Raw genomic sequence first — 21,696 nt, forward strand, 5'->3', positions numbered from 1 at the left:
GCTCAGTCCTTAGCGGGGTATTGGCGTTCACCACGCTCGCCCTGCTGGGCGGCTATGGCGGCCTGATGGAGTTGGCGGGCGTATTCGTGCATCTGCTCGGGGTTGAACGTGGCGCCGAAGTGGGGGAAGCCTTTGATGTAGGCGATGGGGTTGCCGCCCTGGTCGGTGCGGTGGATGACGGTCAACTGGATGGGCATGGTTCTGGCTCCGGGATGGGGTCCATCATCTGGCCGACGACATAGCCGATGGCCTCCCATTCGCGCTGTGCCTGCTGGCCGAGTTCGTCGAGCAGAGGCTGGGGAAGGGTGAACGTCCGGGTGCCGATGCCTTTTCGGTAGCGCGGGCGCTCCACCAGGTGCCCGTCTGCGGCGAGCTTGGCAAGGCAGCGCAGGTTCTTCGCTCGATCGCCGGGCAGTGAGTAGGACTGGATGCCTGTGAGGCCTGCATAGTGATCGTCCCAGGCTTCGAGCTTCCGCCCGCCGCCGAAGTAGCGGGTGAGCAGCCAGGTCTTGGCGTTGCGCAACAGGGCTGCGCGCACGTCGTCAGGAAGCTGGGACATTGGATGTCTCCTTCGGCGGATGGCAACGGAAGCAGGGGCACTCGCCGATGCGCTTACCAGTAGTGCGGCAGATGCGAGGGGCGCTCACGGCTTGGCATCCGCGCGGTATTGCTCAACCTCCTCGGCGGTGATGCTCTTCTTCCGGGCTTTCCCGGTAAGGACGCTGTAGCTGGACAAGTTGATGTGCTTGTCACACCAGGCATTCAGCAGGTCCAGAAGCTCAAGTTTCGCCGCAGGCGACGCATAGCTGAAGTCGTTCTCGTAAATCTCCCCGACTTCATCAAACAAGCGCTCATCCGCGCATTCCAGGATGTGCTCGACGCTGATCGCATCTTTCGGAAGCGCGACCCTGAAATCCGACTCCCAGTACTCCGCACCTTCCTGCAGGTAGTCTGCGTCCTCCATTTCACTCATTAGGGTGAACAGGTCCGTGTACACGTAATCCTCATCGTTCAGGCTGTAACACACGTTTTCTTCGGGCATGACGAATCCTCGGCGCCTGCTGGCGCTGGAAAGGGTTGGGGGTATGCTGGCTCTCCGATTGAGAGGAGAGCCGGTATGGGCATGAGTCGAGCGAATCAGCAGCTACGCAGAGAGCTGCAGGACATTGCGCGCCTGGGAGAAGAGGCGGCGCATGTCATCTGGCAGGTGGCGAAAACGCTGCCGGAGGATCAAGTGGAAGTGCTGATGCAGGCCGCTGGCCTGGTGCATGACTGCATCGACAAGGCCAGTGCACTGGCAGATCGCGTCAAGGCCGGCACCGTCGTTGCGAGCTGATCGGAAAAGAGTTTCCGGAAAAGGGCAATTTGTTGCGGAGGGTTACGGGGTGACTCGGCGGAACGAAATCGCCCAGACCCAGGGGTTTGAGTCCCAGTCGCCACTGGTTGACTCCCAAAGCTCTCGCCACTGACGGCGAAGGTCGCATTCGGCGTCGTGCTCGCGGAGATTGGTGCTCAGGCCCTCGGCGATGATCTGCTCGACGGTGATGTCATGCAGGCGCTCGGCTCGCACGTCGGTGATTTCCAGTTGGAGGCGGCAAGCATCGCGAGGCATATGGATGCTTGGCCGCCACTTCAGGCCGAAGTCCTTGCGCGCCTCGTCACTGAACGACCCAGGCGGTGAGTCGGCACCATAGGCATAGCGCTGGAGCGGGCTGTCCGGCGTAGGTCTATGCTCGACGCCTGTGCCGCGCAGGTCCATCCAGGTCTCCCGCACCCATAGCCTGTCAAAGCGACCTCCATATGGGCTGTTGGCGATCATGGTGAGTTCGTCGGCACAGGCCTGTTCGGTTTCCCCGAATGCGGCGAAGCCCCAGCGCGGATGGTTCTGGGCGACCGCGATCCAGTTGTAGCGCGGATCTTCATCAGGCTCTTTTGTTCGACTTGGCACCTGCCAGGCAGGCATGAGGCGGCGCGTTACCGTCTTCTGGCCGGTGAGAATGGCGCGAACCATTGGGCCTGAGAACAGGATCGGCTTTGCTCTCTCGCCGTACGGCACGATCGGCTGCGGCGGTTTCGCCAGAGCGGCGATGCAGCGCTTACAGGTGGCCATCTCCTTCTTGTGGGTGCCGTCCCACTCGAAATCTGCGTCGTCGCCAAGGCCACAGGCCGAACTGGAGTAGTACTCGCCGCAGATGTCTTGGCCAGATGACGTGAGGTAGTGGAGTTTCCTGGGCATGAGGTGTCCTCGCGCCGTATTGGCGCAATGGCAGGGAGTGGGGTAGGTTCGGATGGCCCGGCATGGGGCCGGATCAAGGAGAGAGCTATGGATTGCAGAGTTTGCGGTTCGGAATCAGAGCGGATTCTGAGTGGTTATGACGGGCTGCACCTACGTTGCCCAGGATGTGGCGAATTCAAGATCAACGGGTCGTATCTCGCCGAGCACAGTGACCGCACCTTCAGCGTAGAGAGGACGCGAAATGCACTCGATACCGCGCGTCATAACAGGCCCGCCGAGATACCGGAGATTGGGCCTTACATGGTGACGATCCTGGACTGATCAGTCCCCGCAGAAGCAGTCGATGTCCTCGCTCACCAGACCGGCTGCTTCGAAGTCGAAAGCTTCCTGAGTTGCCATCCGCTCGGCGTACCAGCCCATGTGGGCGTACTTCGGGCGGTCCTGGCGGAACACCTGGCCGAACTTCTCTTCCGTGCCCGACCACCAGAGCACCCTCGACGGGTCTTCGATGATGGAGCGGTAGATCTTGTCTTCGCTCTTCTTCCAGCACAGATCGCAGTTGCCGAGGTCGGAGTCGATGCTGAGGTCGAAGGGTTGCTGGCTCCAGAACTCGGTCACGTCTGCCTTTGTTACGCCTGCTTCGTATGGCGGGCATACGCCTTCCCAGCGCGAGTTACCCTTGGCGTTTGCTGCCATCATCTTGTGATAGCGGCGCGGTTCGTCGCGTCGGATTCCGATGATGCTGTCCCACTCGTCGTAGCCAAGCGACCGCATGTACTTCTCAGTCACCCGAATCTTCAAATGGCCAGTGCACAGGTTGTTTGAGAAGTTGGGAAGGATTGGCGGAAGGCCATTCTCGATCCTGCGGTATTCCGCGAAGTACGCCAGCATCATGTCGAAGGGTTCGCCGTTGCGGGATGCCGTCTCGAAGTCGACGATCTTGAACCACGGCTTGTCCTTTGGCTGCCCATACACGCGGTCGTATTCAAGGTAAACGACGCCAAGGCCCCACCGCTTGTCCATCTCGTTGATGAAGACGAGGGTGCGGTCATCTTCCTTTCCTGTGTTTTGGAAGGTCACGATCACATCGGGCGGCAGTTGGCCGTCATGCGCGTCAAGGATGTCATGCATCATTTTCCCGGACGTGCGGCCACCACTGAGACCGATCTGCGCCGGCCCCTTGATGAAATAGGGGTTCATGGTTTCTCCAGGTAGAGCGCCGCCGCGCCGCGAGTGCGGCGGATGGCGAAAGTGTTGTGTGACGGGCTGGCGTGACTAGTAGCTGGTCAGCTCGGCCAGTGACTTGTCGTCGAGGCGGTCGGCGCCGTGGATAAGCCGGCTCATGACATCCTGCGGCTCGTCGATACCAAGCCGTGCCATGGTGCGAATCAGCGCCATATCCGTGGACTTGTAGAGGTTCAGGCTGATGCGGTGGGAGAGGAGGCGCGCCAGGCGTTCCTCCTCGGTCATCTTGTCGCGTTCACGCTGGTCAGCCTTGCGCTGGGCGGCGGTCTTGGCCATTAAGCGACCCTCATGGCGGTCATCGACATATCGGTGTCATGCCAGCCAGCGAGCCACAGAGAGCGCTCAAACATCATGTGCTGGCCGTACGGGCAGGCCCCGCGGGAGAACTTGCTGCGACGAGATTCGACGCCCTCTATGTACTCGGTGGTGCGCTCGGGGAAGGTAAGTGGTGCCTGATTGCTCATGTCGTCACCTACGCAGCCATCGCACGGCTGTCGATGATCTGCGCGACTTCCGAGATGTGTGTCCGGCTGACCTTGATGTAGTCGTCCACGCCGACCAGGCGGAGCAGGGCGTTCTTATTCTGCTCGTCTCGGAACATCGACTTGATCAGGTGCGTCTTGACCAGTACGCCGCGATGGACGCGCGTGGTGTAGGCCCAGAACTCGGTTTCCAGGGCGTTGAGCGTGTCGGTCAGGACCAACTCGCCGCCCGGATAGTGGGCCGTGACGTATTTGTCGCCGGCAGTAAAGTGGGTGATCTCGGCGAATGCCACGCTCTTCGTCTTCCGGAAGAAGCAGGCGGTCAGGTGGGTTCTCATGCTGCCATCCTCCCGCGCATGTCGGCTTCGAGTTCGGCAAGTTCTTCCAGGAAGGCCTTCACCTCGGCCTCCATCTCGCGAATACGCGCCTCGTCCCTGTGGTAGCGGAAGCAGGCGTACTGGAGTTCGTCGGGCAGGCGGTCGTCGAAGGACACGAAGTCCACTGACTCCAGTTCGGCACAGGCCATCTGGGCGAGCATCTGCCACTCGTATTGGGTGTCGTGCTTGCCGCCCTGGATTACGGCTATGTGCTGCGCGGTGTTCGGGCACTTGATTTCCAGGCCGCGCCTGCCGCTGTCCAGCAAGATCACGCCATCAGGACTTGCACCGAAGCCTTCGATGCTTGGATGCAGGATCAGCCCAACCTCCAGAACTTCGCAGTCCTCGTAGAGCTCGTAAGCAGAGCGTGCAACGGGCTCAAGGTCATTGCCACGCTGCATGGCTGCGTTCGTGTAGCCTTCCTCGCGCGTGCCAGTCAGGCGCTCGCAAAGTAGCTGCATCATGTAGTTCTGCCGGGTAGAAGAAGGGGCGCCACTGCGCCCCTTTGCCATCACATCCTTAACCTTGCTGGCCGTTACGCGGCCGATTCTCGCGGCGAACCAATCATCAGTCTGCTGGATCATGTTCCACCTCCGCCTCGATAGGCTCAGGCTGCACGGCAAGCGCGCCTTTGCGCTGCTCAACAGCCTTCTTGAACTGGGCGAACGACTGCACGTCGCGTGCGGCCTGCATCTCTGCCTTGCCGGCCAGCCATACGCTTTGCAGCGCGTCCAGAGACTCAGCATTCACCACCTGGGAGATCCACTTCTCGGCGAGTTCTCCGCCCTGAGCGTTGGACGCAAGGCTTGCCAGCCCTTCGCCGGAGTCGGTGTTCAGATAGTGGATTGCTCGATCAAGGCGATCGGTCTTCGGCCAGTACTTGTAGGCACGCTTCACGACCGTCTTTTTGGCCATCTCGCCGTAGTCGGTTTTCCAGGGAGACGACTTGCCGGACTTGACCGATTGGGAACGGTTCATGATGCCGTCGATGTCGTCGCGGCTCATGCAGGTGGTCAGGTAATCACCGTCCGCCGTCTTCACTACCACATACACTCCGACGATCTCCCCACGCTCTTTGGCGAACGGGTTGTAGGAGTGGGTTGGTGGCTTGTCGAAGCCGTTCAGAGCGAAGGAGTCGTGTGCATAGACCAGTTCTGCCTGCGCCCACAGGATCGATCCCGTGGCCATGGCGAGGTCCATCAGGCCCATGTAACTGATGTCCAGGCAGATGCGTCCATCGCGCGGCACCAGGTACGCCTGGCGCTTCGCAGGGTTCAGGCTGATGCCGATTGCTGCAATGTTGGTCACTGCGTTGACGACCGACTGGCGGTTGCTGGCGGCGATCTTCGCGGCGTAATCGTTGTTCTGAAAGGTCTGTATGGCGAACTCCGCTTCACGCTCGAAGTTGAGTGCCGAGTCGGTCAGCACGGACGCGAAGGAGCTGCGAGCCCCGTAGACATCCTGCTCGATGACCGCAAGATTGCTCATGTTGTGATACCTCGCCGCGCGGTGCGCAGCCAGTGAAGGGAGGGGGAAAGGCGCGTTACGTGCGCCACTCGGCCAAATCAGCGCTGATGCGCGACTGGGTACTGAATCGGCTGCTCAGCCGTGTGCCGCCCCGTGAGCGAGTCGGCGAACTCGATGGCCTTGAAGAAGGCGAGCATGGAGAACAGGGCGAGGATCAGGCCGTTTCGGAGGGCTTTCTTCATCATGGCGTCACCATCCCCACAACGGCCCAAGCGAAGGCGATAACGCCGCCCACGAAAAAGCCGCCGAAGATCAGGACTTGGGCGGCCTTGGTCAGGTCGATGGTGATGGTCATGCCACCCTCCCAATCACCTTGTCCCAGTGCTTCTTCTCGATGTCGTGGACGTCGGCGCGGAACTTGATGCCGTCGCCGTAGGTGATGACCTGGCAGACCTCTGCCATTTCGATCATCCCCATGACTTCGCTGGCCGAAAGCGGCGTGCGCTCGCCGGCTGAGCGGAGTAGTTCGATCTGCCGATCAATTACCTGCCATGGCTTCATGCTGCGCTCTCCTGGATGCACTGCTCGGCGAATGCGTTGATGCCGGCGCGAAGGTGGTTTTCGTAGATGGCTGCGGCCTGTTCGTGATCGCCGCGCCCAACTGCAAGCAAGCACTGGATCACGAAGCTCTCGGGCCACTGGTCGATGTCGGCCAGGTTCTCGTAAAGCCGGTCGCAGAAGCCTTGAGCTGCAGGAATTTGGAAGCGGTGGGAGAAGAACGGGACGCTATCGGCGTCGTTACCCTTGAGAAGCTGGCCTACCTGGGCGGTGAGCCACTCGCTCGAAGCGAGCTGGTGCTCCTCGATCCTGTGGTGCTGGATTGCGTTCATGACTTCCTCCTGGGAGGGAATGTCTTGGTCAGCGCTCTCTCAAGCGGCCAGCCGAGTCGGCCAATCCGCTGGCGAAGCGCATTTGGGCTCATGCCAATCTCTTTGGCCCATTCAACAAGGGTTTGGGTTCTTCCTAGGAATGTCAGCGTCTCGGTGGGCTTGCGACCCCTGTGAAGGCTCTTTGCGTCAGAGAGGGCCTCCTCATGGCTGAATCCTCTGCGGATTCGCTCAATCACTGTGGAGGGATTCAAGCCGAGCTCTACTGCCCACTCACTGGCGGTCATGGTTCTGCTGTCCCTCGTGATCTGAATGCAGTGTCTGCGGTTGGCGCTCTGCTGCTGAGCCGTCGCCCATCTGCAATTCCCTGGCTCGTAGTTGCCAGACGTATTCGGATATCGGTCGATGGAGTGGCCTGGCGGGCACTCGCCCATATCAGCCAGGAACGCCTCGAAACTCGACCAGCGTTCGCAGCACATGACATTCGCGTAGTTTTTATTGCGCGCCCGCCCTCTATCTGAAGTTCGAGCGCGCATAGACTTCCAGCGCATGTAGGTGATGGTTCCATGCAGTCCGTGAGTGCTCATTGGATTAATCCGATGGAGGGCTTTGCGCTGTTGGCGGAGTACTGCGACCTGTCTTGCTATCTACGTCGCCCAGACGATTGCTCAGCTGAACAACTGCGCCGGACCGTGTCAGTCGTTCCTGATGGTTTCCGTGGTGCGCATGGCGGTGCCCAATGGGGCAGCGGCAAGACCAGATTCAGCGCACAGGAATGGAGGCCGTAGCCTTCACCCAACGGGCGCGGTTGCGAATTTTCCTTTCCAGGCGTTTGCCTGTTTGCCAATGGAGGCAGTGAGCTGCATCGCCGAGGCGTGTTGCTTGAGGCTGATGAAGCGGTTGTTGGCCAGAGCTCGGAGTAGGTAATTCACCATCCAAATGCTTTCGAGCAGTTGGTTGAGGTGAGCCACCTTGTCCTTCGCCATGTTGGCTCTGCCGATCAGGACAAGAACCTGCAGAACCTCATCACGAAGCTTTGAGCCGACGACCTGTTTCAGGTCCCGTGGGATGTTCCTGACCAGGTCAAGCGTCAGGCCGAGCAGCTCTTCGGCGGTCTTGTGAATCTGCAGTTCCGTGTGCATGGCCATCCTGGCCTCCTACGATCAGTCCTGATCGAATGAATGAATTAGCGAAGCAATCTGCGGACGGGGCGAACTCGGAAGGCGAGGTTCTTGCCGCTGGAGTACGTCCAGCCGTCGTTGAAGTGCACGTAGAAGGCGTAGTAGGCGGAGAACTGCGTGCTGCTCCAGTGGTAACCCTCGGAGAAGGCTTCCGGAACGTTTGCCCAGGCGAGCATCAGCTCAGCCTGAGCCGGCAGATAGAAGTCCTTGTGGTCGCCGATGGTGACGCTGGCCGCAAACTCCGCCGCAGGGTGATCGCCTTCCTCGATGAGTGCCTTGGTGTTGGCCAGTCCATCCCACTTGCTGGCTGCCGAGGATTTGCTGCCGTAACCGCCCCACTGAAGCTCGCCATCGCTTTCCGCTGGGGCGATGATCAGGTGGTAATCAGGGTGGCCGTCACGGCCCCGCATGAGGCCCGCGTAGATTCCGCCTTGGCCCGGCCATTCAGCGCCGATTGCGGGGACGCCATCGATCTCCGATGGCTCCGCGACCAGGGGTCCTTCGCTGATCATCTGGAGCACTACTGCGGCAAACTGCGGGTTGTCAGTGGTGAAGCTGGTGCTTCCTGCGTTAACGGTGACAGTGGTCATGTCGACTCCTGAAGAAAAGGGCAGGCGGCCGGCGCTACTCGGCAAGCTTCTGGTCTGGCTCGTCGGTGGGTTACGGCCCCGCGAATCGCCTGCGAGAAAAAGGAATGAAGGAACGGATCACTGAAGGATGAGAATCTTGCGGACGGGGCGAACTCGGAAGTCGTCGTACTTGACGTTGGTGTACGTCCAGCCGTCGGTGAAGTCCACGTAGAAGGCGCCGTAGGCGGAGTACTGCGAACTCGACCAGTACCAGCGATCCTGGAAGCCGCTGATCTCGCCGGCTTGCTTCGCTGCGTACAGGCCTGCCAGTTCAAGGGCGGAGGGGATGAATACGCCTTCGCCGAGCTCCATGGCTTGCTTGGCAATGGGGCTGCCAGCTTCGACCATGGCAACGGTGTTCGCGGCGCCGTCGCGGTAACTGGTTGCGCCTTCCACATCCTGGTCGTACTCGCCCCACTCGCCGGCGAACTCACGCTCGGCGCCCAGATCAACCAGGGCGTACTCGGAGCCATTCAGCCAATAGCGGTAGGCGAAGATGCCGTCAGCCAGCGCTTGGCCGATGGCGGGGAGTTCTGCTGCTTTGATGGAGGTGATAGTCATCGTGGTGTCCTTGTCGGTGTTGTGTTTTGGTGCGGAGCCATGGGGGAGCGGTCTGCGCGGGCGTCCCCAGCTTTCGCGGTGGCTGCTTGCGTTCCACCTGGCGTCGGCCTGATTACAAGTCAGGTGCCTGGCTACTCACTTGCAGACCGCTCCCCTCATGACTCCATGATCGAATGTGGAGCGGGCGCCCGGCATCGAACCAGAACGCCCGCAAAAGGCCCGCGGGGACGGGCAAGGCCAACTAGCTAGGGAGATGCTTGCGCATCCCGCTGCCGCCTCGATGAAGCGGCAGAAGTGATGCTCAGTCGAGGCCGCTTTCCGGTGGCGCTTCGCGGAACACCGCGGCGATGCGCTCGAAGGCCTGGGCCATTTCCTCGCGCCGCTGCTGCGACTTCGGCAGCCAGAAGGTGACGGCGCTGCGGTCGTCATCCGCCGGCGGGTGATGCAGGCGCTCGCTGCTGTGCAGGATCAGCTGGGCGGCGTGGTAGGTGACCCCGGTGTTCGATTCCTTCGCCACGGTGATGACCTCGCTGGTCAGCTCCTGGCTATAGACGTTGATGCGCATGGTGTTCTCCTGGTTGTCATCCCAAAGCCCACCCTCTGGATGGGCTTCAGTGATGCGTTCCGCCGCGCCCTGGCTGGGCCAGGGGATCGGGCCGTCTTTCCGGCTGTCAGGGAATTAGTCAGCCAATGGCTGGCCGGGCGAGGAAGTCATTCAGGGCCTGCTGTTTGGCGTCCTCACCATCCAAGAAGCGGATCTCCCAAGGCATCAGCGTTTTGACTGTGCCATCCGCCATCTCAACAATGGCGACGCTGTAGTTTCCAGGGCCGTTCTCGAACTCTTCGTACTCGACACCCCAGGCGTGGAACTTGCCTTCGGCTGCGTCTTCGATCCCTGTCCGGCGGCCACGATCATCGTGCAAGGCCTTCATGGTCATAACTGGTCGCATCTGTTTGCCCTCCAGGGCAGTTGATTTCCCTGATGCGCCTCGGGTGAAGCGCATCGAGGAAATCGGTATTGCTCCGCGTTCGCCTACTGGGCTTCTACAACCCGCGGGTGGTGCTGTCCTCACCACTGCCGATAGCAGCTCGGACTAGATATGTTTGGCCTTGGGCTTCCCTCGCTGCGCCTTCAATCGGCTTACGGAGCAGGTCATGGGGTTCAGGATTTCTCTCGCGGCCTACTGCAGCCCGGCGGCCCGGTGATGTGGGCAGCTGCTCGCGAGGTGCCGACCCGTGTCGTCGGCTGGGCTTAGTTCTTCATCGGTTGGTTCCTCCTCTGTCGTTTGTTCCTCCCCACGCGCGTCGCCGCGGTTTCCCCACCTGTCCGGCATTGCACATTTCGTGGTCGATGCGCTCCCGGATGGCTTGCGTGGTTTGGCGTCCTCCCATATGGGGAGTCCGGCAGCTGCCAGAGGCTGCATGGGCGACGGTTTAGCTTTCTCGCCACCGGCTGGAGCCGGTACGTCGCTGGGTACGTCAGGTTGTGAAAGATCGCGGCTCGGTGGCCTGGCCGGCGGTGTGTTGCTCGGCGTTGAGTGAATTTAAGCGCACTGAAATTGCAAGGTCAAGCGCTCTGAAAAGATTATTTTCAGCGTGCTGAAGTGTATGGGAATGAAAAAGCCCGCACTTGGCGGGCTTTACGTGGGTTCGTCCAACTATCGGCGCGGAGCGCGCCTTACCGTTGACCACCAGAATACACGTCCGAGCATCTTGATCTCGGCAAACTGCTCTGGGGATAGGATTTCGTCAGGGTATTCGTCGTCGTTCTCACTGCGAACCCGAACATTCCCGGCTGGCATGCGATAGAGGTATTTCACCCTCAGCATCCCGTCTTGGTTGAAGGCGTAGATTTCGCCATCAACGATGTGGGTGAAGCTGGTATCAAAGCCGATGGCGGCTCCATCTAGGATCAGGCGCTCCATGCTCCTCCCCTTTACTCTGGCGCACGCCGCGCTCGATGCTTCCACACCGGCCGCCTTTAGGGTGTCCTTGCTGAATCGCAGCTTCCGGCCTGCGATCTCTACTACTTCGGTCATTCCATCGCCCGCGGCAAACTCGACCTCGGCATAGTAGGGGAGCTCGACTTCATCGTCATCTAGCGGATCGTCGGCCTCCCAAGCGGAAACTAGGCCGATCACTTCACCTTGGACGCCTTGCCTCTCGTCTATTGCGCGCTCAGCACCGAGACCAGTTGCCAGCCATTCAGCTCGGAATCCGGTCGCCTTAGCCAGCGCGAAGACGCTCTCTGCCTTCAGCGTCTTGCTCTCTCCTGAAATCCATTGCGTGACTGCAGACGGAGCGACGCCGCAAAGTTTTGCGACCTCGCTCTTTGATTTACCACTGGCTTGGATGGCCCTGGCGATGCGCTCGTTTGTTTTCATCCTCAAATCTTAAGGTGGCTTAATTTAAGCGTGTGGAAATCGTCTGGCGCTGTTGCGTGCATGTTTTAAGTGTGCTGAAATTCGTTCATTGCCACCCGAGGACGCGCAATGAACATGACCGATGCCGTTGGGCACTTCAAAACCAAAACCAAGCTCGCGAAGGCGCTGGGCATCAGTCCGAGCGCAGTTTCCATGTGGGGCGAATCCATCCCTCACGTCCGCCAGTGCCAGATCCAGGTGATCACCAAGGGCCGCCTGAAGGCTGACGCAAACCCAGTTTCCAATCCTGTAGCTGCATAGGAGGCCTGTGCATGTATCTCGACCAATCCCAGAAACGCGCCATCCCCGTGAAGGTTCGGTTCGAACCGGTACTGGATCGAATCCTGCGCAAGGCGGCGCACAAGTCCCGCCGGCAGCACGCCACATACCTCTACGAATTGATCGAGTGGGCAGTAGCCAACGGCGCCATCGAAGAGCTCCAGACCGACCACGAAGATATCGCGGGCTGAAGGCCCTCTGGAGGGCCCAATGCTTTTCGAACCGGACAAGCTGTCGCCAGAGACGCGACGGCGCATTCAGGAACTCATGCACGCCAACGGGTGGAGCTTCGAGAAGGCCCTGAACGAAATCTGCATTTCAGCGGTATCCAACGGCGCCACATCGGTGGTTGGACGCCAAAAAGCCAAGGTCTTGCAGTTGGTGACCCTCAAGAGGGACTCCGACAGGGCCTCAAAAGGGTAGGCCCGAGGGCCTCTCAGATTTAGATGGTGGCCTTCATGGCAAATCCCTGGTTCCGCATGTACTCCGAGTTCGCGAATGACCCGAAGGTCCAGATGCTTTCTGAGTCCGACCAGCGTCGTTACGTGATGCTGCTGTGCATGCGTTGCAGTAACGGAGATGTAACGTTACAGGACGAGGAAGTCGCGTTTCAGATGCGGATTTCTGAGGAAGAGTGGACGGCCTCAAAGGCCCGTTTCATCGCCAAGGGGCTTATCGGAAACGACAATAAGCCTGTCGCTTGGGACAAGCGCCAGTATTCCTCGGACTCAAGCGCTGCGCGGGTTGCAGCCCACCGAGCGCGTAAGAAAAATGCATGTAACGTTACAGGTAACGGCGAAGTAGCAAAAGATAACGCTCTAGATACAGATACAGATACAGATACAGATACAGAAGAGAAAGAGATAACCCCCTTACCCCCTGAGGGGGAATTCGTCGCTGCCGCTCCGAGCCAGTCGGCTGAAACCGAAAAGGTTGAAGGCAGCCCAAAGCCTGCCAAGCAGCGCGCCAAATTCGACGCTATGACCTGCTGCCCTGAGAACGTCACCCCGTCCGTATGGGCTGAGTGGATTCAGTGCCGCAGGGAGCAGGGGAAGCCGCTCAAGGAAACAACCTGCCACGCCCAAGCCAAGCAATTGGCGGGGCACCCTAGTCCCGATGAGGTTATCCGCCGCTCCATAGCCGGTGGCTACCAGGGGCTCTTCCCTGATCGCGTAACAGCCAACGTCCAGCACCTGCCCAGTAGCCGGCATCACGGCTTCGCTGGGCGCGATTATTTCGACGGCCTGACCGAACGGAAGGATGGCACCTATGGCATCTAAAAAATCCAACGTGGTCGAAATGCCTGCTCCGGGCAGCTACCGCGGCACCTGCGATAAACACGGTGATTTCCAAGGCAAGGTCACTGAGATCATGGGGCGCGAAATACGCTGTGGCTGCCCTGTCTGCGCTCAGGAGCGTCGAGCAGCGGAAGCAGCAGCCGAGATCGAGTCCAAAGCCCGCGAAGATCGCGACCGCCTGCAGCGTAAGCTCGGCAGCGCCATGATTCCGACTAGGTTCCTTGATCGCAGCTTCGAGAATTACCAGGCCGACGCGCCGCGACAGCAGAAAGCCCTGTCGGTATGCCGCGAGTACGCCGAGAACTTCCAAGCAAACTACGACGCCGGCCGTTGCCTGATGCTGCTGGGGAAGCCCGGCACCGGGAAGACGCATCTGGGCGCGGCCATCGCGAATTACCTGATTCGGAACACCGGAGCGCTGGCTGTGTACCGCACCGTGGGCGGCCTGCTCCAGTACATCAAGGGCAGTTACGACCGGGATGCCGAGTACACCGAGTCCGATGCCTTCAAGGGCCTCATCAGGCCCCACCTGTTGGTCCTGGATGAGGTCGGTGCGACCAAGCCTACCGAATTCGAACTGGCAACCATCTTCGCGATCCTCAATGGCCGCTACGAAGAGCGGTTGCCAACAGTGATCATCTCCAACCTGCCGCCGAAAGAGTTGCCAGCGGCTATTGGCGAGCGCTGCGTAGACCGCCTGCGCGAGGGTGGCGGCATCGTGGTCGGCTTCGACTGGGAGTCGGCCAGGGGGAGGGCGGAGCAATGATCGACTTCGCAACCATCGCCACGCTCTCGGCCTTTGGCTGGATAGCAATGGCTCGTCGTAGCTATATCGGGGTCGGCCTGGTGATCGGTCTGGCATTCGTCATAGGGGGGAGCCATGGCTGACCTTCAGCTCCGCACCGAGTCGGACCGCTCGCGCCTTTTGGGCTTCATCTCCGGCCTGGACCTGAGCAAGCCCCGCAAGGTGGCCATCAGCGACGAAGACCGTACCGCCGAGCAGAACGCCAAGCTCCACGCGATGCTGACCGACATTGCGCGCCAGGTTGAGCACGCGGGCCAGAAATGGAGCGTCCTGATCTGGAAACGCCTATGCACTGCGGCATGGCTTCGCGAAGAGGGCGAGAACGCCACCATGATTCCGGCCCTCGATGGCAACGGCTTCGACGTGATCTACGAGAAGACCTCGAAGCTCGGGGTGAAGAAGTGTGCGTCGCTGATCGAATGGGTTCAGGCATTCGGTGCAGAGCACTCGGTGCGCTGGACGCAGAAGGACCATTGGGAGGGGCGTTACTGATGGAAGAGATATGGAAAGAGATACCTGGTTTCAATGGGCAGTACTGGGCATCAAATCTCGGAAGAATTCGTTCGTCTGCCCAAATCGTCAGACATTGCCCTAAGAAACAATGGCGCCCTAGAGCAATTCCGGAACGAATCCTGAAAATGACGGATACAGCCTATGGCTACAAATCCGTTGAACTCAAGGACAGCGGAAATCGTCGCCGGATGTTAGTGCATAGGCTGGTGGCGATGGCATTTATCGAGAACGCTGATGGGCTGCCGCATGTGAACCACATTGATGCAAATAAGCTGAACAATCGCCCTGAAAATCTGGAGTGGGTTACTCACAAACAGAACATGGCCCATGCCGCACGAATGGGGTTGATGGTTTCGAATTCTGGCCCAGGGATGGAAAGCCCAGCTGCAAAATTGACAGATGACTCTGTGCGGGAGATCAAGCGGCGATTGGCTGCGGGTGAAGGGCCTGCCTCCATAGCGCGCAACTATCCGGTTACTCCATCTGCAATCAGCGAGATCAAGGCTGGCAGGTCCTGGAGCCACATATCGTTGGATGGCGAGCGCAGGGGGAGGGCGGCATGAGCAAGTTCAAGGCTGGCGACATCGCCCTGGTGGTCGGCGGCGATCTGTTCCTCGGGCAGCAGGTAGAGGTTCGCTCTTGGGTGAATCCGGGCGATCTGTACCACGTTGCCAAGGATGGCAGTCACTACTACCTGAACCCAGATTCTGAGCATTCCGGCTGGGCAGTGACGGACGGCGTCCAGATCGGCATCAAGCTGGAGCGCAATCTCATGCCCCTCCGCGGGGATTTCCAGCCCGAGCAGCAGAAGGCGAAGGGGGTGGAGGCATGAAGAAGGCAATCAGAACGCTAGAGCAGACTGCATGGGCGTTATTCATGGCTTGCGTATGCGCTGCTCTTTTTACTGGGCTTGTTGCCATTTTAATGGGGCTTTTCATGATGACTGGGGTTATCCGCCCATGACGACAGCCCGGCAACCCAAGCCTAAAAAATGCCAAAACCCACAATGCTGCGCGCCCTTCGTGCCGCAGCGTCTGGGGCAGGAGGCTTGCAGTCCGAAGTGTGGCCTGGGCATGGCGGCCGCGAAGCGTGAGAAGGACCGAGTGTCGTTCCAGCGCCGGGAGCGGCGCGAGATCAAGGAGCGGAAGGAGAAGCTGAAGAGCAGGGCGGATCACCTAAAGGACGCCCAGGCCGCAGTGAACGAATACGTCCGTTTGCGCGACAAGGACCTCCCATGCATCAGCTGTGGTCGGCACCACCAGGGTCAATACCACGCCGGGCACTATCGAACGGTCGCTGCCTTCCCTGAGCTCCGCTTCGAACTGCTGAACATCCACAAGCAGTGCGCGCCCTGCAACAACCACAAGTCCGGCGACATCGTGAACTACCGCATCAACCTGGTGGCGAAGATCGGGGCTGAGCGCGTGGCTTGGCTGGAGGGTCCGCATGAGCCACTGAAGCTGACCATCGACCAGATCAAAGCCATCACGGCCCACTACCGCGCCAAGTTGCGCGAACTTAAAAGGGGAGCAGCATGAAAATCGAGGCTACCGAGTTCCTTATGGAGCAGTACGGCCTTTGGGTGTGGCGGGACAACGGCGTTCCGCGCTGCACTTCCCCGATGCTGGCGATCATGCTCAGGAACCCAGCGAACGAGAAGAGGCTGCGATCGCCTACGCCGCTAATCAGTGATGACTGTGCTCTGCAGGTGGATTCATTTATGGGGACGCTGCTGAAGAGTGATCCTGATGTGGTGGAAAGCCTGACCCTCTACTTCGTCCACGATCTCACTTTTCGAGAGGTGGGTGATCGAATGGGGCGCAGCTACGTGGATGCGCGAATGCTTGTTCGGGCTGGGCTCTCGGCGATCGCCGCATGTTTCCTGATGCAGGATCGCCTGGCGGCCTGAGTGGATATCCAGGCTGGACATATTGACAGTGATAATCAGCGTAGATAGAGTTTGTGTCACATTGCGGTTTTGCCGCTTCGGCGAACCTTCGCACGACATCCAGCCCGGCCAATGAGCCGGGCTTTTTTCTGAGCCCAGCCTTCGCGCTGGGTTTTTTCATTTCCACCCCTCAGAGGGGATAACGGAATGGCCCATATGCCTGACAAACCAGACTTCTGGGCGATGGTGCTCGCCTGGCTGAGCCAGCACACGCCGATTCTGTACGCCGCAGGCCTTTCATTCCTCACCGCGTTGATTCGCGTCATCTACGGGGGCGGTACGCGTCGGCAGGCCCTACTCGAAGCCGCGCTCTGCACGCTCATCACCCTCGGCCTTGTTTCGCTGTTGGAGTGGGCCGGGTTGCCCGAAGGGCTGGCCACCGCTGCTGGGGTGTTCACTGGCTTCCTGGGCGTGAAGAAGGTGGCGGACATCGCCGACCGCTTCGCAGACTGGAAGCTGCCCCAGCGTCCGGACGAGCCTTGATAGCGCCCCGCGCCCACACACTCGGAGAGTCAGATGTTCAGCGTGACCAGCTTCAAAGAGAAGGCTCCGACGGTGGAAGCCGTCGCATTCGCCGACATGGCCGACGCCGGCCTGATCGCCAACTTCGTGAAGGCCGACGCCTTCCAGGCGAACCGCCGCACCGAAGAACTGATCCTGACCCTGGAGAACGGCGAGACCGTGACCGTGGGTCTTGGGCAGATCGTGTACAGGGTTGGCGATGTTGTCCACGTGGTGAGCAACGAGGAGTTCCACGCCAAGTACGAGGAGCTTTATCCGGTCATGAAGGTCGAGTAAATGCGCCCGCTGCCGCCCTCGACCCTCGGCCAGTTCGCCGAGGGCGAGGCCTGGGATGACGCGTTCGTGCCCGCGCCCGAGGTGCTGGAGTGGGCCATGGCCACCTTCGTGCACGAAACCGGCGAGCTGCAGAACGAAGACCATGCTCATCTGCAGGATGCGCCTATCGCCTTCCTCTGGGCCGCCTCGGGCTTCGAGCGGAAAGGGCGCCTGGTGCTAGGCCAGGCGGAGGACGTCACGTTTCGCTGCGGGCCGTGGCAGAAGGGCCGGCAGGAACAGCAGATGCTGCGTTGGTTCGGCTACGTGCCGTCCTTCCTGATCACCCTGGCCGCCGACTACGCTGCCGAATGCACCGACGCCGAGTTCTGCGCCCTGGTGGAGCATGAGCTGTACCACATCGCCCAAGCGCTGGATAAGTACGGCGAACCCAAGTTCACCGAAGAGGGGCTGCCCTCGCTGACGCTGCGTGGCCACGACGTGGAAGAGTTCGTCGGCGTGGTGCGCCGCTACGGCGCGAGCGAAGGCGTGCGAGCTCTGGTCGACGCCGCCAACAGGCCGCCCGAGGTGGCCAAGATCAACATCGCGAGGGCCTGCGGAACCTGTCTGCTGAAGTCGGCGTGACGTGAGACAGACATGAGACGGATGTATTCCCTATGGCCACCCTGAAAATCGAGGTGAAAGCCTTCATCGTTCAGGCGTTGGCCTGTTTCGACACGCCGAGCCAGGTCTCACAGGCCGTGAAGGACGTATTCGGCATCGAGGTTAGCCGGCAGCAGGTCGAGCAGCATGACCCCACCAAACGCGCTGGAGTGCATCTCGCAGCCCGCTGGGTGACGCTCTTCCACGACACCCGCACGCGCTTCCGTGAGGAAACGGCGGACATTCCCATCGCCAACCGCGCGTTCCGCCTGCGCGCTTTGGGCCGCATGGCCGAGCGCGCTGAAAGCATGCGCAACCTGAGCTTGGCCGCCCAGTTGCTGGAGCAGGCCGCGAAGGAGTCCGGCGGGGTGTATACGAACAAGCACCAGCACGAGCACTCCGGGGCGGATGGCGGCCCGATCAAGGCCATTTCCGAAATCCGATTGATAGGTGTGAAGGCCGATGGAGATTCGTCTACCTGACAAGCTGGTGGACGTGTTCCTGGGCGAGGCTGACGTGCGCGGCGCCTATGGTGGTCGTGGCTCGGCGAAGACGCATAGCTTCGCGGAGATGATCGCTGTACACGCCAGGCGCTTCGCCGAGGCCGGGGTGCGGGGTGTGATGCTCTGCGGCCGCCAGCACATGAACAGCATCAAGGAATCATCGTTCGCCGAGATCAAGGAAGCGATCACCGATAACCCCGAACTCGCGCCCGTGTTTGACCTGGGCGAGAACTACATCAGTACCAAGGGCCTGCCAGGGCGGGTGGACTTCATCTTCCGCGGCCTGAGCGCGAACCTCGACAGTATCAAGTCCACCGCGCGCATCCTGATCTGCTGGGTGGACGAGGCAGAGAGCGTCACCGATGACGCCTACATGAAACTGGAGCCCACGCTACGCGCCGAGGACGAAGGCTGGAACGCCGAACTCTGGGTGACGTGGAACCCCGAGGCGCGCAACAGCCCCACGGACAAGCGCTACCGACAGTCGAAAGACCCGCGTATCAAGGTCGTGGCGCTGAACTGGCGGGACAATCCTTGGTTCCCGGCGAAGCTCAACCGCCAGCGCCTGCGCGACCAGGTTGAACGGCCGGACGAGTACGGCTGGATCTGGGAAGGGGAGTATCGGGGCATTGTGCGCGGCGCGGTGTATGGCGAAGAGCTCAAGCGCCTGGACGCCTCGGACCGTGTGACCAACGTCCCGTATGACCGCACCAAGCCGGTCCACCTGTTCTGGGACTTGGGGCGCGCCGACAAGACCGCCATCTGGTTCGTGCAGGTGGTGCCGTTCGGCTTCGCGGTGATCGATTACTACGAGCGATCAGGCAAGGCGCTGGACCACTTCATCCAGCTGCTGCAATCGCGCGGCTACGTGTACGGCAACTGCTGGCTGCCCCACGACGCTGAGAACGAATTGCTCGCCTCGCGCCTGACCGTGGCGCAGCAGATGCGCGATGCCGGCTTCAAAGTGCGCATCGTGAAGAAGATCAGGGTCAACGAGGGTATCAACGCCGCTCGCCAGGTGCTCGACCGCTGCTGGTTCGACCGCACCCGCTGCGACCGGGAGAGTGACAGACCCGAAGACGGCGGTTCCGGCCTCGCCGCTCTGCGCAGCTATCGCTACGAGTACGACGAAGAGAAGAAGGAATTCAAGCGCGAGCCGCTGCACGACTGGGCGTCCCACGGCGCCGACGCATTCCGCTACCTCGCCATCGCGCAGACGCAGGACGACGAGGACAAGCCCAAACCGCAACCGAAGACCCGGGCGAAAGGCCCTCGGTCCGGCGCACAATCCTGGATGGCATGATGAAAGACGAAGAAATCGTTCGCGAGGCGCACGAGCGGTTCAAGCGCGCGATGGAATTCGAATCCGACTTCCGCAAGCTGTTTGTGCAGGACCTGCAGTTCTGCAATGCCGATTCCGACAACGGCTACCAGTGGCCGGATGACTTGCGCAAGACCCGCGCCGATGATGCCCGGCCGTGCCTGACGATCAACAAGACCCGCCAGCACGTGCTGCAGATCACCAACGATGCGAAGCAGAACAAGCCGAGCGTGAAGGTGCAGGCCACCGGCGGCAGCGCTTCCTATGATTCCGCCCAGGTGTATGAGGGCGTTGTGCGCCACATCGAGTACATCAGCAACGCCCAGGACGCCTACGACACCGCGCTCGATCACCAGGTGCAGGGCGGCGTCGGCTACTGGCGGGTGATGACCGATTACGCGGACGGCGAGAGCTTCGACCAGGAAATCTTCATCCGCCGCGTGCGCGACCCGCTTTGCGTGCTGATCGACTGCGACGCCAAGGAGGCGGACAAGAGCGACGCCAAGTGGGGGTTTGTGCTGGACGATATGTCCCGCGATGAGTTCAAGCGGCAGTACCCCAAGTTCAAGGACGATGTTCGCGAGAGCGTGCTCGATGACGACATCTCGTGGGCCAGCAAGGACTCGGTGAAGGTCGCCGAGTATTACCGCTGCGAGTATGAGAAAGACGAACTGATCGCGCTGCCGCTGCCCGCGCCCGACGGCGGCACCTACACCCAGGTGGTGAAGCTCAGCGAATTGCCGGACGACATGCGCGACGTTGTGAAGGCCGACAAGAGCATCAAGCGCCGCTCCGTCGAACGGGCCGTGTGGAAGTGGTACAAGATCGGCGGCGACCAGATCATCGACCGCGCCGACTGGCCCGGCGCTTGGCTGCCTATCGTGCAGGTGGTGGGTGAGGAACTGCTGATCGAGGGCAAGCTGGAGCGCAAGGGCCACGTGCGCAACCTGAAAGACCCGCAGCGCATGTACAACTACTGGACCAGCTCGGCTGTTGAGCAGGTCGCGCTGCAGGGCAAACAGCCCTACGTCGCCGCGGTAGAGGCAATCGAGGGCTTCGAGACCGAGTACGAGAACGCCAACCGGGTGAACTACTCCTATCTGCCCTACAACGGCGTGGACGAGCAGGGGAATCCGATAGCACCGCCGACCCGCGAACAGCCCCCGGTGATGGCCCAGGCCTACATCAGCGGCATGCAGATCGCCGGCGAAGAGATGAAGATGGTCAGCGGCCAGTACGACCCGGCCCAGGGCGCCAACCCGCTCGATCAATCCGGCGTTGCACTGGGTAAGCAGCAGCGCAAGGCCGACCAGGCGACCTACCATTACACCGACAACCTCGCCAAAGCCGTGCGCTACACCGGGAAAATCCTGCTCGACCTGATCCCGAAGATTTACGACACGCCCCGCGTGATTCGCATCCTCGCCGAGGACGGTACCGACGAGCAGGTGAAAATCGACCCGCAAAGTCAGCAGGCTATGACGGAGCAGCCAGGCCCCGGCGACACGGTGCAGCGCATCTTCAACCCGGCGGTGGGGCAGTACGACGTCATCGCTGACACCGGCCCGAGCTACGCCACCCGCCGTGATGAGGCCTTTGACGCCATGTCGCAGATGATGGCTCAGGACCCGACCTTCAAGACCGTGGCCGGCGACCTGTACTTCCGCAGCGCGAACTTCCCGATGGCCGAGGAACTGGCCGAGCGCTTCGCCCGCACCATCCCGCCGGAGCTTCGCGGCGAGGCGCCGCCGCCTGAGCTTGTGCAGGCCCAGCAGCAGATTCAGCAGATGCAGGGCCAACTGAGCGACGCGCTCCAGGCCCTGGCCGACGCCCAGGGCGAGAACGAAACCAAGGCCCAGGCCAACGAGATCAACAGCTACAAGGCTGTGACCGAGCGCCTCGACAAGCTCATTGGCGCGCTGACGGCCAACCCGGCCGCCGCCGTGCTGTTGGAAGGCCTGACCGGCGACACCGTGCAGGCCGCCCAGGCCGACCCCGAGCCAATGCCGCCACCACAGCAGCCGACGCCGATGGACATGCAGCCACAGATGGCCGCGCCACCGGACATGAATCCGCTACAACCCCAGATGCCCGCCTAGTGCGG

The 21,696-nt window shown here is 60.9% G+C and carries 37 protein-coding genes; 18 read left to right on the plus strand and 19 right to left on the minus strand.

The window, feature by feature from the left end; all coding sequences use genetic code 11:
• Positions 1–2: 2 nt before the first annotated feature.
• From RS899_RS06675 to RS899_RS06685, 3 genes are all read right to left on the minus strand, one after another.
• A complete protein-coding gene (locus RS899_RS06675) occupies positions 3–197 on the minus strand; it encodes a hypothetical protein (RefSeq protein ID WP_315809413.1) in 195 nt (64 codons plus the stop codon).
• Complete coding sequence (locus tag RS899_RS06680) at positions 182–559, minus strand: hypothetical protein (RefSeq protein WP_315809414.1); 378 nt, start codon at positions 557–559, stop codon at positions 182–184. The genes RS899_RS06675 and RS899_RS06680 overlap by 16 nt, the downstream gene beginning before the upstream one ends.
• A gap of 84 nt (positions 560–643) precedes the next feature.
• Positions 644–1,042, minus strand: coding sequence for a hypothetical protein (locus RS899_RS06685; protein ID WP_315809415.1), 399 nt, complete (start codon positions 1,040–1,042; stop codon positions 644–646).
• Positions 1,043–1,117: 75 nt separating this feature from the next.
• On the opposite strand from RS899_RS06685, the gene RS899_RS06690 reads away from it, so the two are divergent.
• The gene (locus tag RS899_RS06690) at positions 1,118–1,336 is read left to right on the plus strand and encodes a hypothetical protein (RefSeq protein ID WP_315809416.1); all 219 of its coding nucleotides are present in this window, start codon (positions 1,118–1,120) and stop codon (positions 1,334–1,336) included.
• Positions 1,337–1,378: 42 nt separating this feature from the next.
• On the opposite strand, the gene RS899_RS06695 is transcribed toward RS899_RS06690, so the two are convergent.
• From RS899_RS06695 to RS899_RS06770, 16 genes are all read right to left on the minus strand, one after another.
• Positions 1,379–2,236 (minus strand): hypothetical protein, encoded by an 858-nt coding sequence (locus tag RS899_RS06695; RefSeq protein ID WP_315809417.1) that lies wholly within the window; start codon positions 2,234–2,236, stop codon positions 1,379–1,381.
• Positions 2,237–2,557: 321 nt separating this feature from the next.
• Positions 2,558–3,436 carry a hypothetical protein gene (locus RS899_RS06700; protein WP_315809418.1) on the minus strand — a complete coding sequence of 293 codons (879 nt, stop codon included), beginning with the start codon at positions 3,434–3,436 and terminating at the stop codon, positions 2,558–2,560.
• A gap of 75 nt (positions 3,437–3,511) precedes the next feature.
• Positions 3,512–3,757: a hypothetical protein gene (locus tag RS899_RS06705; protein ID WP_315809419.1), complete on the minus strand. Its 246-nt coding sequence runs from the start codon at positions 3,755–3,757 to the stop codon at positions 3,512–3,514.
• Positions 3,757–3,945: a ribosome modulation factor gene (locus RS899_RS06710; RefSeq protein ID WP_315809420.1), complete on the minus strand. Its 189-nt coding sequence runs from the start codon at positions 3,943–3,945 to the stop codon at positions 3,757–3,759. Before RS899_RS06710 ends, RS899_RS06705 begins: the two co-directional genes overlap by 1 nt.
• An 8-nt stretch (positions 3,946–3,953) precedes the next feature.
• On the minus strand, positions 3,954–4,301 hold the full coding sequence (locus RS899_RS06715; RefSeq protein ID WP_315809421.1) for a LytTR family DNA-binding domain-containing protein: 348 nt from the start codon (positions 4,299–4,301) through the stop codon (positions 3,954–3,956).
• Positions 4,298–4,924: a lambda exonuclease family protein gene (locus RS899_RS06720; protein WP_315809422.1), complete on the minus strand. Its 627-nt coding sequence runs from the start codon at positions 4,922–4,924 to the stop codon at positions 4,298–4,300. The genes RS899_RS06715 and RS899_RS06720 overlap by 4 nt, the downstream gene beginning before the upstream one ends.
• Positions 4,908–5,828 (minus strand): recombinase RecT, encoded by a 921-nt coding sequence (locus tag RS899_RS06725; RefSeq protein ID WP_315809423.1) that lies wholly within the window; start codon positions 5,826–5,828, stop codon positions 4,908–4,910. Before RS899_RS06725 ends, RS899_RS06720 begins: the two co-directional genes overlap by 17 nt.
• A 77-nt stretch (positions 5,829–5,905) precedes the next feature.
• Positions 5,906–6,052: a hypothetical protein gene (locus tag RS899_RS06730; protein ID WP_315809424.1), complete on the minus strand. Its 147-nt coding sequence runs from the start codon at positions 6,050–6,052 to the stop codon at positions 5,906–5,908.
• Positions 6,053–6,158: 106 nt separating this feature from the next.
• Positions 6,159–6,368, minus strand: a complete 210-nt coding sequence (locus RS899_RS06735; protein WP_315809425.1) for a hypothetical protein — start codon at positions 6,366–6,368, stop codon at positions 6,159–6,161.
• Positions 6,365–6,697, minus strand: coding sequence for a hypothetical protein (locus RS899_RS06740; protein WP_315809426.1), 333 nt, complete (start codon positions 6,695–6,697; stop codon positions 6,365–6,367). The genes RS899_RS06735 and RS899_RS06740 overlap by 4 nt, the downstream gene beginning before the upstream one ends.
• 788 nt (positions 6,698–7,485) lie before the next feature.
• Positions 7,486–7,842 (minus strand): four helix bundle protein, encoded by a 357-nt coding sequence (locus RS899_RS06745; protein ID WP_315809427.1) that lies wholly within the window; start codon positions 7,840–7,842, stop codon positions 7,486–7,488.
• A 38-nt stretch (positions 7,843–7,880) separates the two neighbouring features.
• On the minus strand, positions 7,881–8,465 hold the full coding sequence (locus RS899_RS06750) for a DUF1566 domain-containing protein (protein WP_315809428.1): 585 nt from the start codon (positions 8,463–8,465) through the stop codon (positions 7,881–7,883).
• A 117-nt stretch (positions 8,466–8,582) separates the two neighbouring features.
• The gene (locus RS899_RS06755; protein ID WP_315809429.1) at positions 8,583–9,065 is read right to left on the minus strand and encodes a hypothetical protein; all 483 of its coding nucleotides are present in this window, start codon (positions 9,063–9,065) and stop codon (positions 8,583–8,585) included.
• Positions 9,066–9,366: 301 nt separating this feature from the next.
• A complete protein-coding gene (locus RS899_RS06760; protein WP_315809430.1) occupies positions 9,367–9,630 on the minus strand; it encodes a hypothetical protein in 264 nt (87 codons plus the stop codon).
• Between the two features lie 118 nt (positions 9,631–9,748).
• Positions 9,749–10,069, minus strand: a complete 321-nt coding sequence (locus tag RS899_RS06765) for a hypothetical protein (RefSeq protein ID WP_315809431.1) — start codon at positions 10,067–10,069, stop codon at positions 9,749–9,751.
• A 654-nt stretch (positions 10,070–10,723) separates the two neighbouring features.
• Positions 10,724–11,449 carry a helix-turn-helix transcriptional regulator gene (locus tag RS899_RS06770; RefSeq protein ID WP_315809432.1) on the minus strand — a complete coding sequence of 242 codons (726 nt, stop codon included), beginning with the start codon at positions 11,447–11,449 and terminating at the stop codon, positions 10,724–10,726.
• Between the two features lie 108 nt (positions 11,450–11,557).
• Between RS899_RS06770 and RS899_RS06775 the strand changes: the two genes are divergently transcribed.
• The 17 genes from RS899_RS06775 (at position 11,558) to RS899_RS06855 (ending at position 21,691) form a co-directional block, all read left to right on the plus strand.
• The gene (locus tag RS899_RS06775) at positions 11,558–11,749 is read left to right on the plus strand and encodes a Cro/CI family transcriptional regulator (protein ID WP_315809433.1); all 192 of its coding nucleotides are present in this window, start codon (positions 11,558–11,560) and stop codon (positions 11,747–11,749) included.
• Positions 11,750–11,760: 11 nt separating this feature from the next.
• Positions 11,761–11,958, plus strand: coding sequence for a hypothetical protein (locus RS899_RS06780; protein ID WP_315809434.1), 198 nt, complete (start codon positions 11,761–11,763; stop codon positions 11,956–11,958).
• 19 nt (positions 11,959–11,977) lie between these two features.
• The gene (locus RS899_RS06785) at positions 11,978–12,190 is read left to right on the plus strand and encodes a hypothetical protein (RefSeq protein WP_315809435.1); all 213 of its coding nucleotides are present in this window, start codon (positions 11,978–11,980) and stop codon (positions 12,188–12,190) included.
• A gap of 35 nt (positions 12,191–12,225) precedes the next feature.
• Positions 12,226–13,047, plus strand: a complete 822-nt coding sequence (locus RS899_RS06790) for a hypothetical protein (RefSeq protein ID WP_315809436.1) — start codon at positions 12,226–12,228, stop codon at positions 13,045–13,047.
• Positions 13,037–13,831: an ATP-binding protein gene (locus RS899_RS06795; RefSeq protein ID WP_315809437.1), complete on the plus strand. Its 795-nt coding sequence runs from the start codon at positions 13,037–13,039 to the stop codon at positions 13,829–13,831. The genes RS899_RS06790 and RS899_RS06795 overlap by 11 nt, the downstream gene beginning before the upstream one ends.
• Positions 13,828–13,953, plus strand: a complete 126-nt coding sequence (locus tag RS899_RS06800) for a hypothetical protein (RefSeq protein ID WP_315809438.1) — start codon at positions 13,828–13,830, stop codon at positions 13,951–13,953. The genes RS899_RS06795 and RS899_RS06800 overlap by 4 nt, the downstream gene beginning before the upstream one ends.
• Positions 13,946–14,362 (plus strand): recombination protein NinB, encoded by a 417-nt coding sequence (locus RS899_RS06805; RefSeq protein ID WP_315809439.1) that lies wholly within the window; start codon positions 13,946–13,948, stop codon positions 14,360–14,362. The genes RS899_RS06800 and RS899_RS06805 overlap by 8 nt, the downstream gene beginning before the upstream one ends.
• Positions 14,362–14,946, plus strand: coding sequence for an NUMOD4 domain-containing protein (locus RS899_RS06810; protein ID WP_315809440.1), 585 nt, complete (start codon positions 14,362–14,364; stop codon positions 14,944–14,946). Before RS899_RS06805 ends, RS899_RS06810 begins: the two co-directional genes overlap by 1 nt.
• A complete protein-coding gene (locus tag RS899_RS06815) occupies positions 14,943–15,215 on the plus strand; it encodes a hypothetical protein (RefSeq protein ID WP_315809441.1) in 273 nt (90 codons plus the stop codon). The genes RS899_RS06810 and RS899_RS06815 overlap by 4 nt, the downstream gene beginning before the upstream one ends.
• Before the next feature lie 127 nt (positions 15,216–15,342).
• Entirely contained in the window at positions 15,343–15,921 is a 579-nt protein-coding gene (locus tag RS899_RS06820) for a recombination protein NinG (protein ID WP_315810407.1), read from the plus strand.
• Positions 15,918–16,292, plus strand: a complete 375-nt coding sequence (locus tag RS899_RS06825; protein ID WP_315809442.1) for an antiterminator Q family protein — start codon at positions 15,918–15,920, stop codon at positions 16,290–16,292. The genes RS899_RS06820 and RS899_RS06825 overlap by 4 nt, the downstream gene beginning before the upstream one ends.
• 186 nt (positions 16,293–16,478) lie before the next feature.
• Positions 16,479–16,814: a phage holin, lambda family gene (locus tag RS899_RS06830; RefSeq protein WP_315809443.1), complete on the plus strand. Its 336-nt coding sequence runs from the start codon at positions 16,479–16,481 to the stop codon at positions 16,812–16,814.
• 33 nt (positions 16,815–16,847) lie between these two features.
• Positions 16,848–17,129 (plus strand): hypothetical protein, encoded by a 282-nt coding sequence (locus tag RS899_RS06835; protein ID WP_315809444.1) that lies wholly within the window; start codon positions 16,848–16,850, stop codon positions 17,127–17,129.
• Positions 17,130–17,750: a putative metallopeptidase gene (locus RS899_RS06840; RefSeq protein ID WP_315809445.1), complete on the plus strand. Its 621-nt coding sequence runs from the start codon at positions 17,130–17,132 to the stop codon at positions 17,748–17,750.
• 32 nt (positions 17,751–17,782) lie between these two features.
• Positions 17,783–18,250, plus strand: a complete 468-nt coding sequence (locus RS899_RS06845) for a DUF2280 domain-containing protein (RefSeq protein ID WP_315809446.1) — start codon at positions 17,783–17,785, stop codon at positions 18,248–18,250.
• Complete coding sequence (locus RS899_RS06850) at positions 18,231–19,574, plus strand: PBSX family phage terminase large subunit (RefSeq protein WP_315809447.1); 1,344 nt, start codon at positions 18,231–18,233, stop codon at positions 19,572–19,574. The genes RS899_RS06845 and RS899_RS06850 overlap by 20 nt, the downstream gene beginning before the upstream one ends.
• The gene (locus tag RS899_RS06855; RefSeq protein WP_315809448.1) at positions 19,571–21,691 is read left to right on the plus strand and encodes a portal protein; all 2,121 of its coding nucleotides are present in this window, start codon (positions 19,571–19,573) and stop codon (positions 21,689–21,691) included. The genes RS899_RS06850 and RS899_RS06855 overlap by 4 nt, the downstream gene beginning before the upstream one ends.
• Positions 21,692–21,696: the final 5 nt, after the last annotated feature.

The sequence above is a fragment of the Pseudomonas sp. C9-3 genome, assembly GCF_032392015.1.
Classification (GTDB): Bacteria; Pseudomonadota; Gammaproteobacteria; order Pseudomonadales; family Pseudomonadaceae; genus Pseudomonas; species Pseudomonas nitroreducens.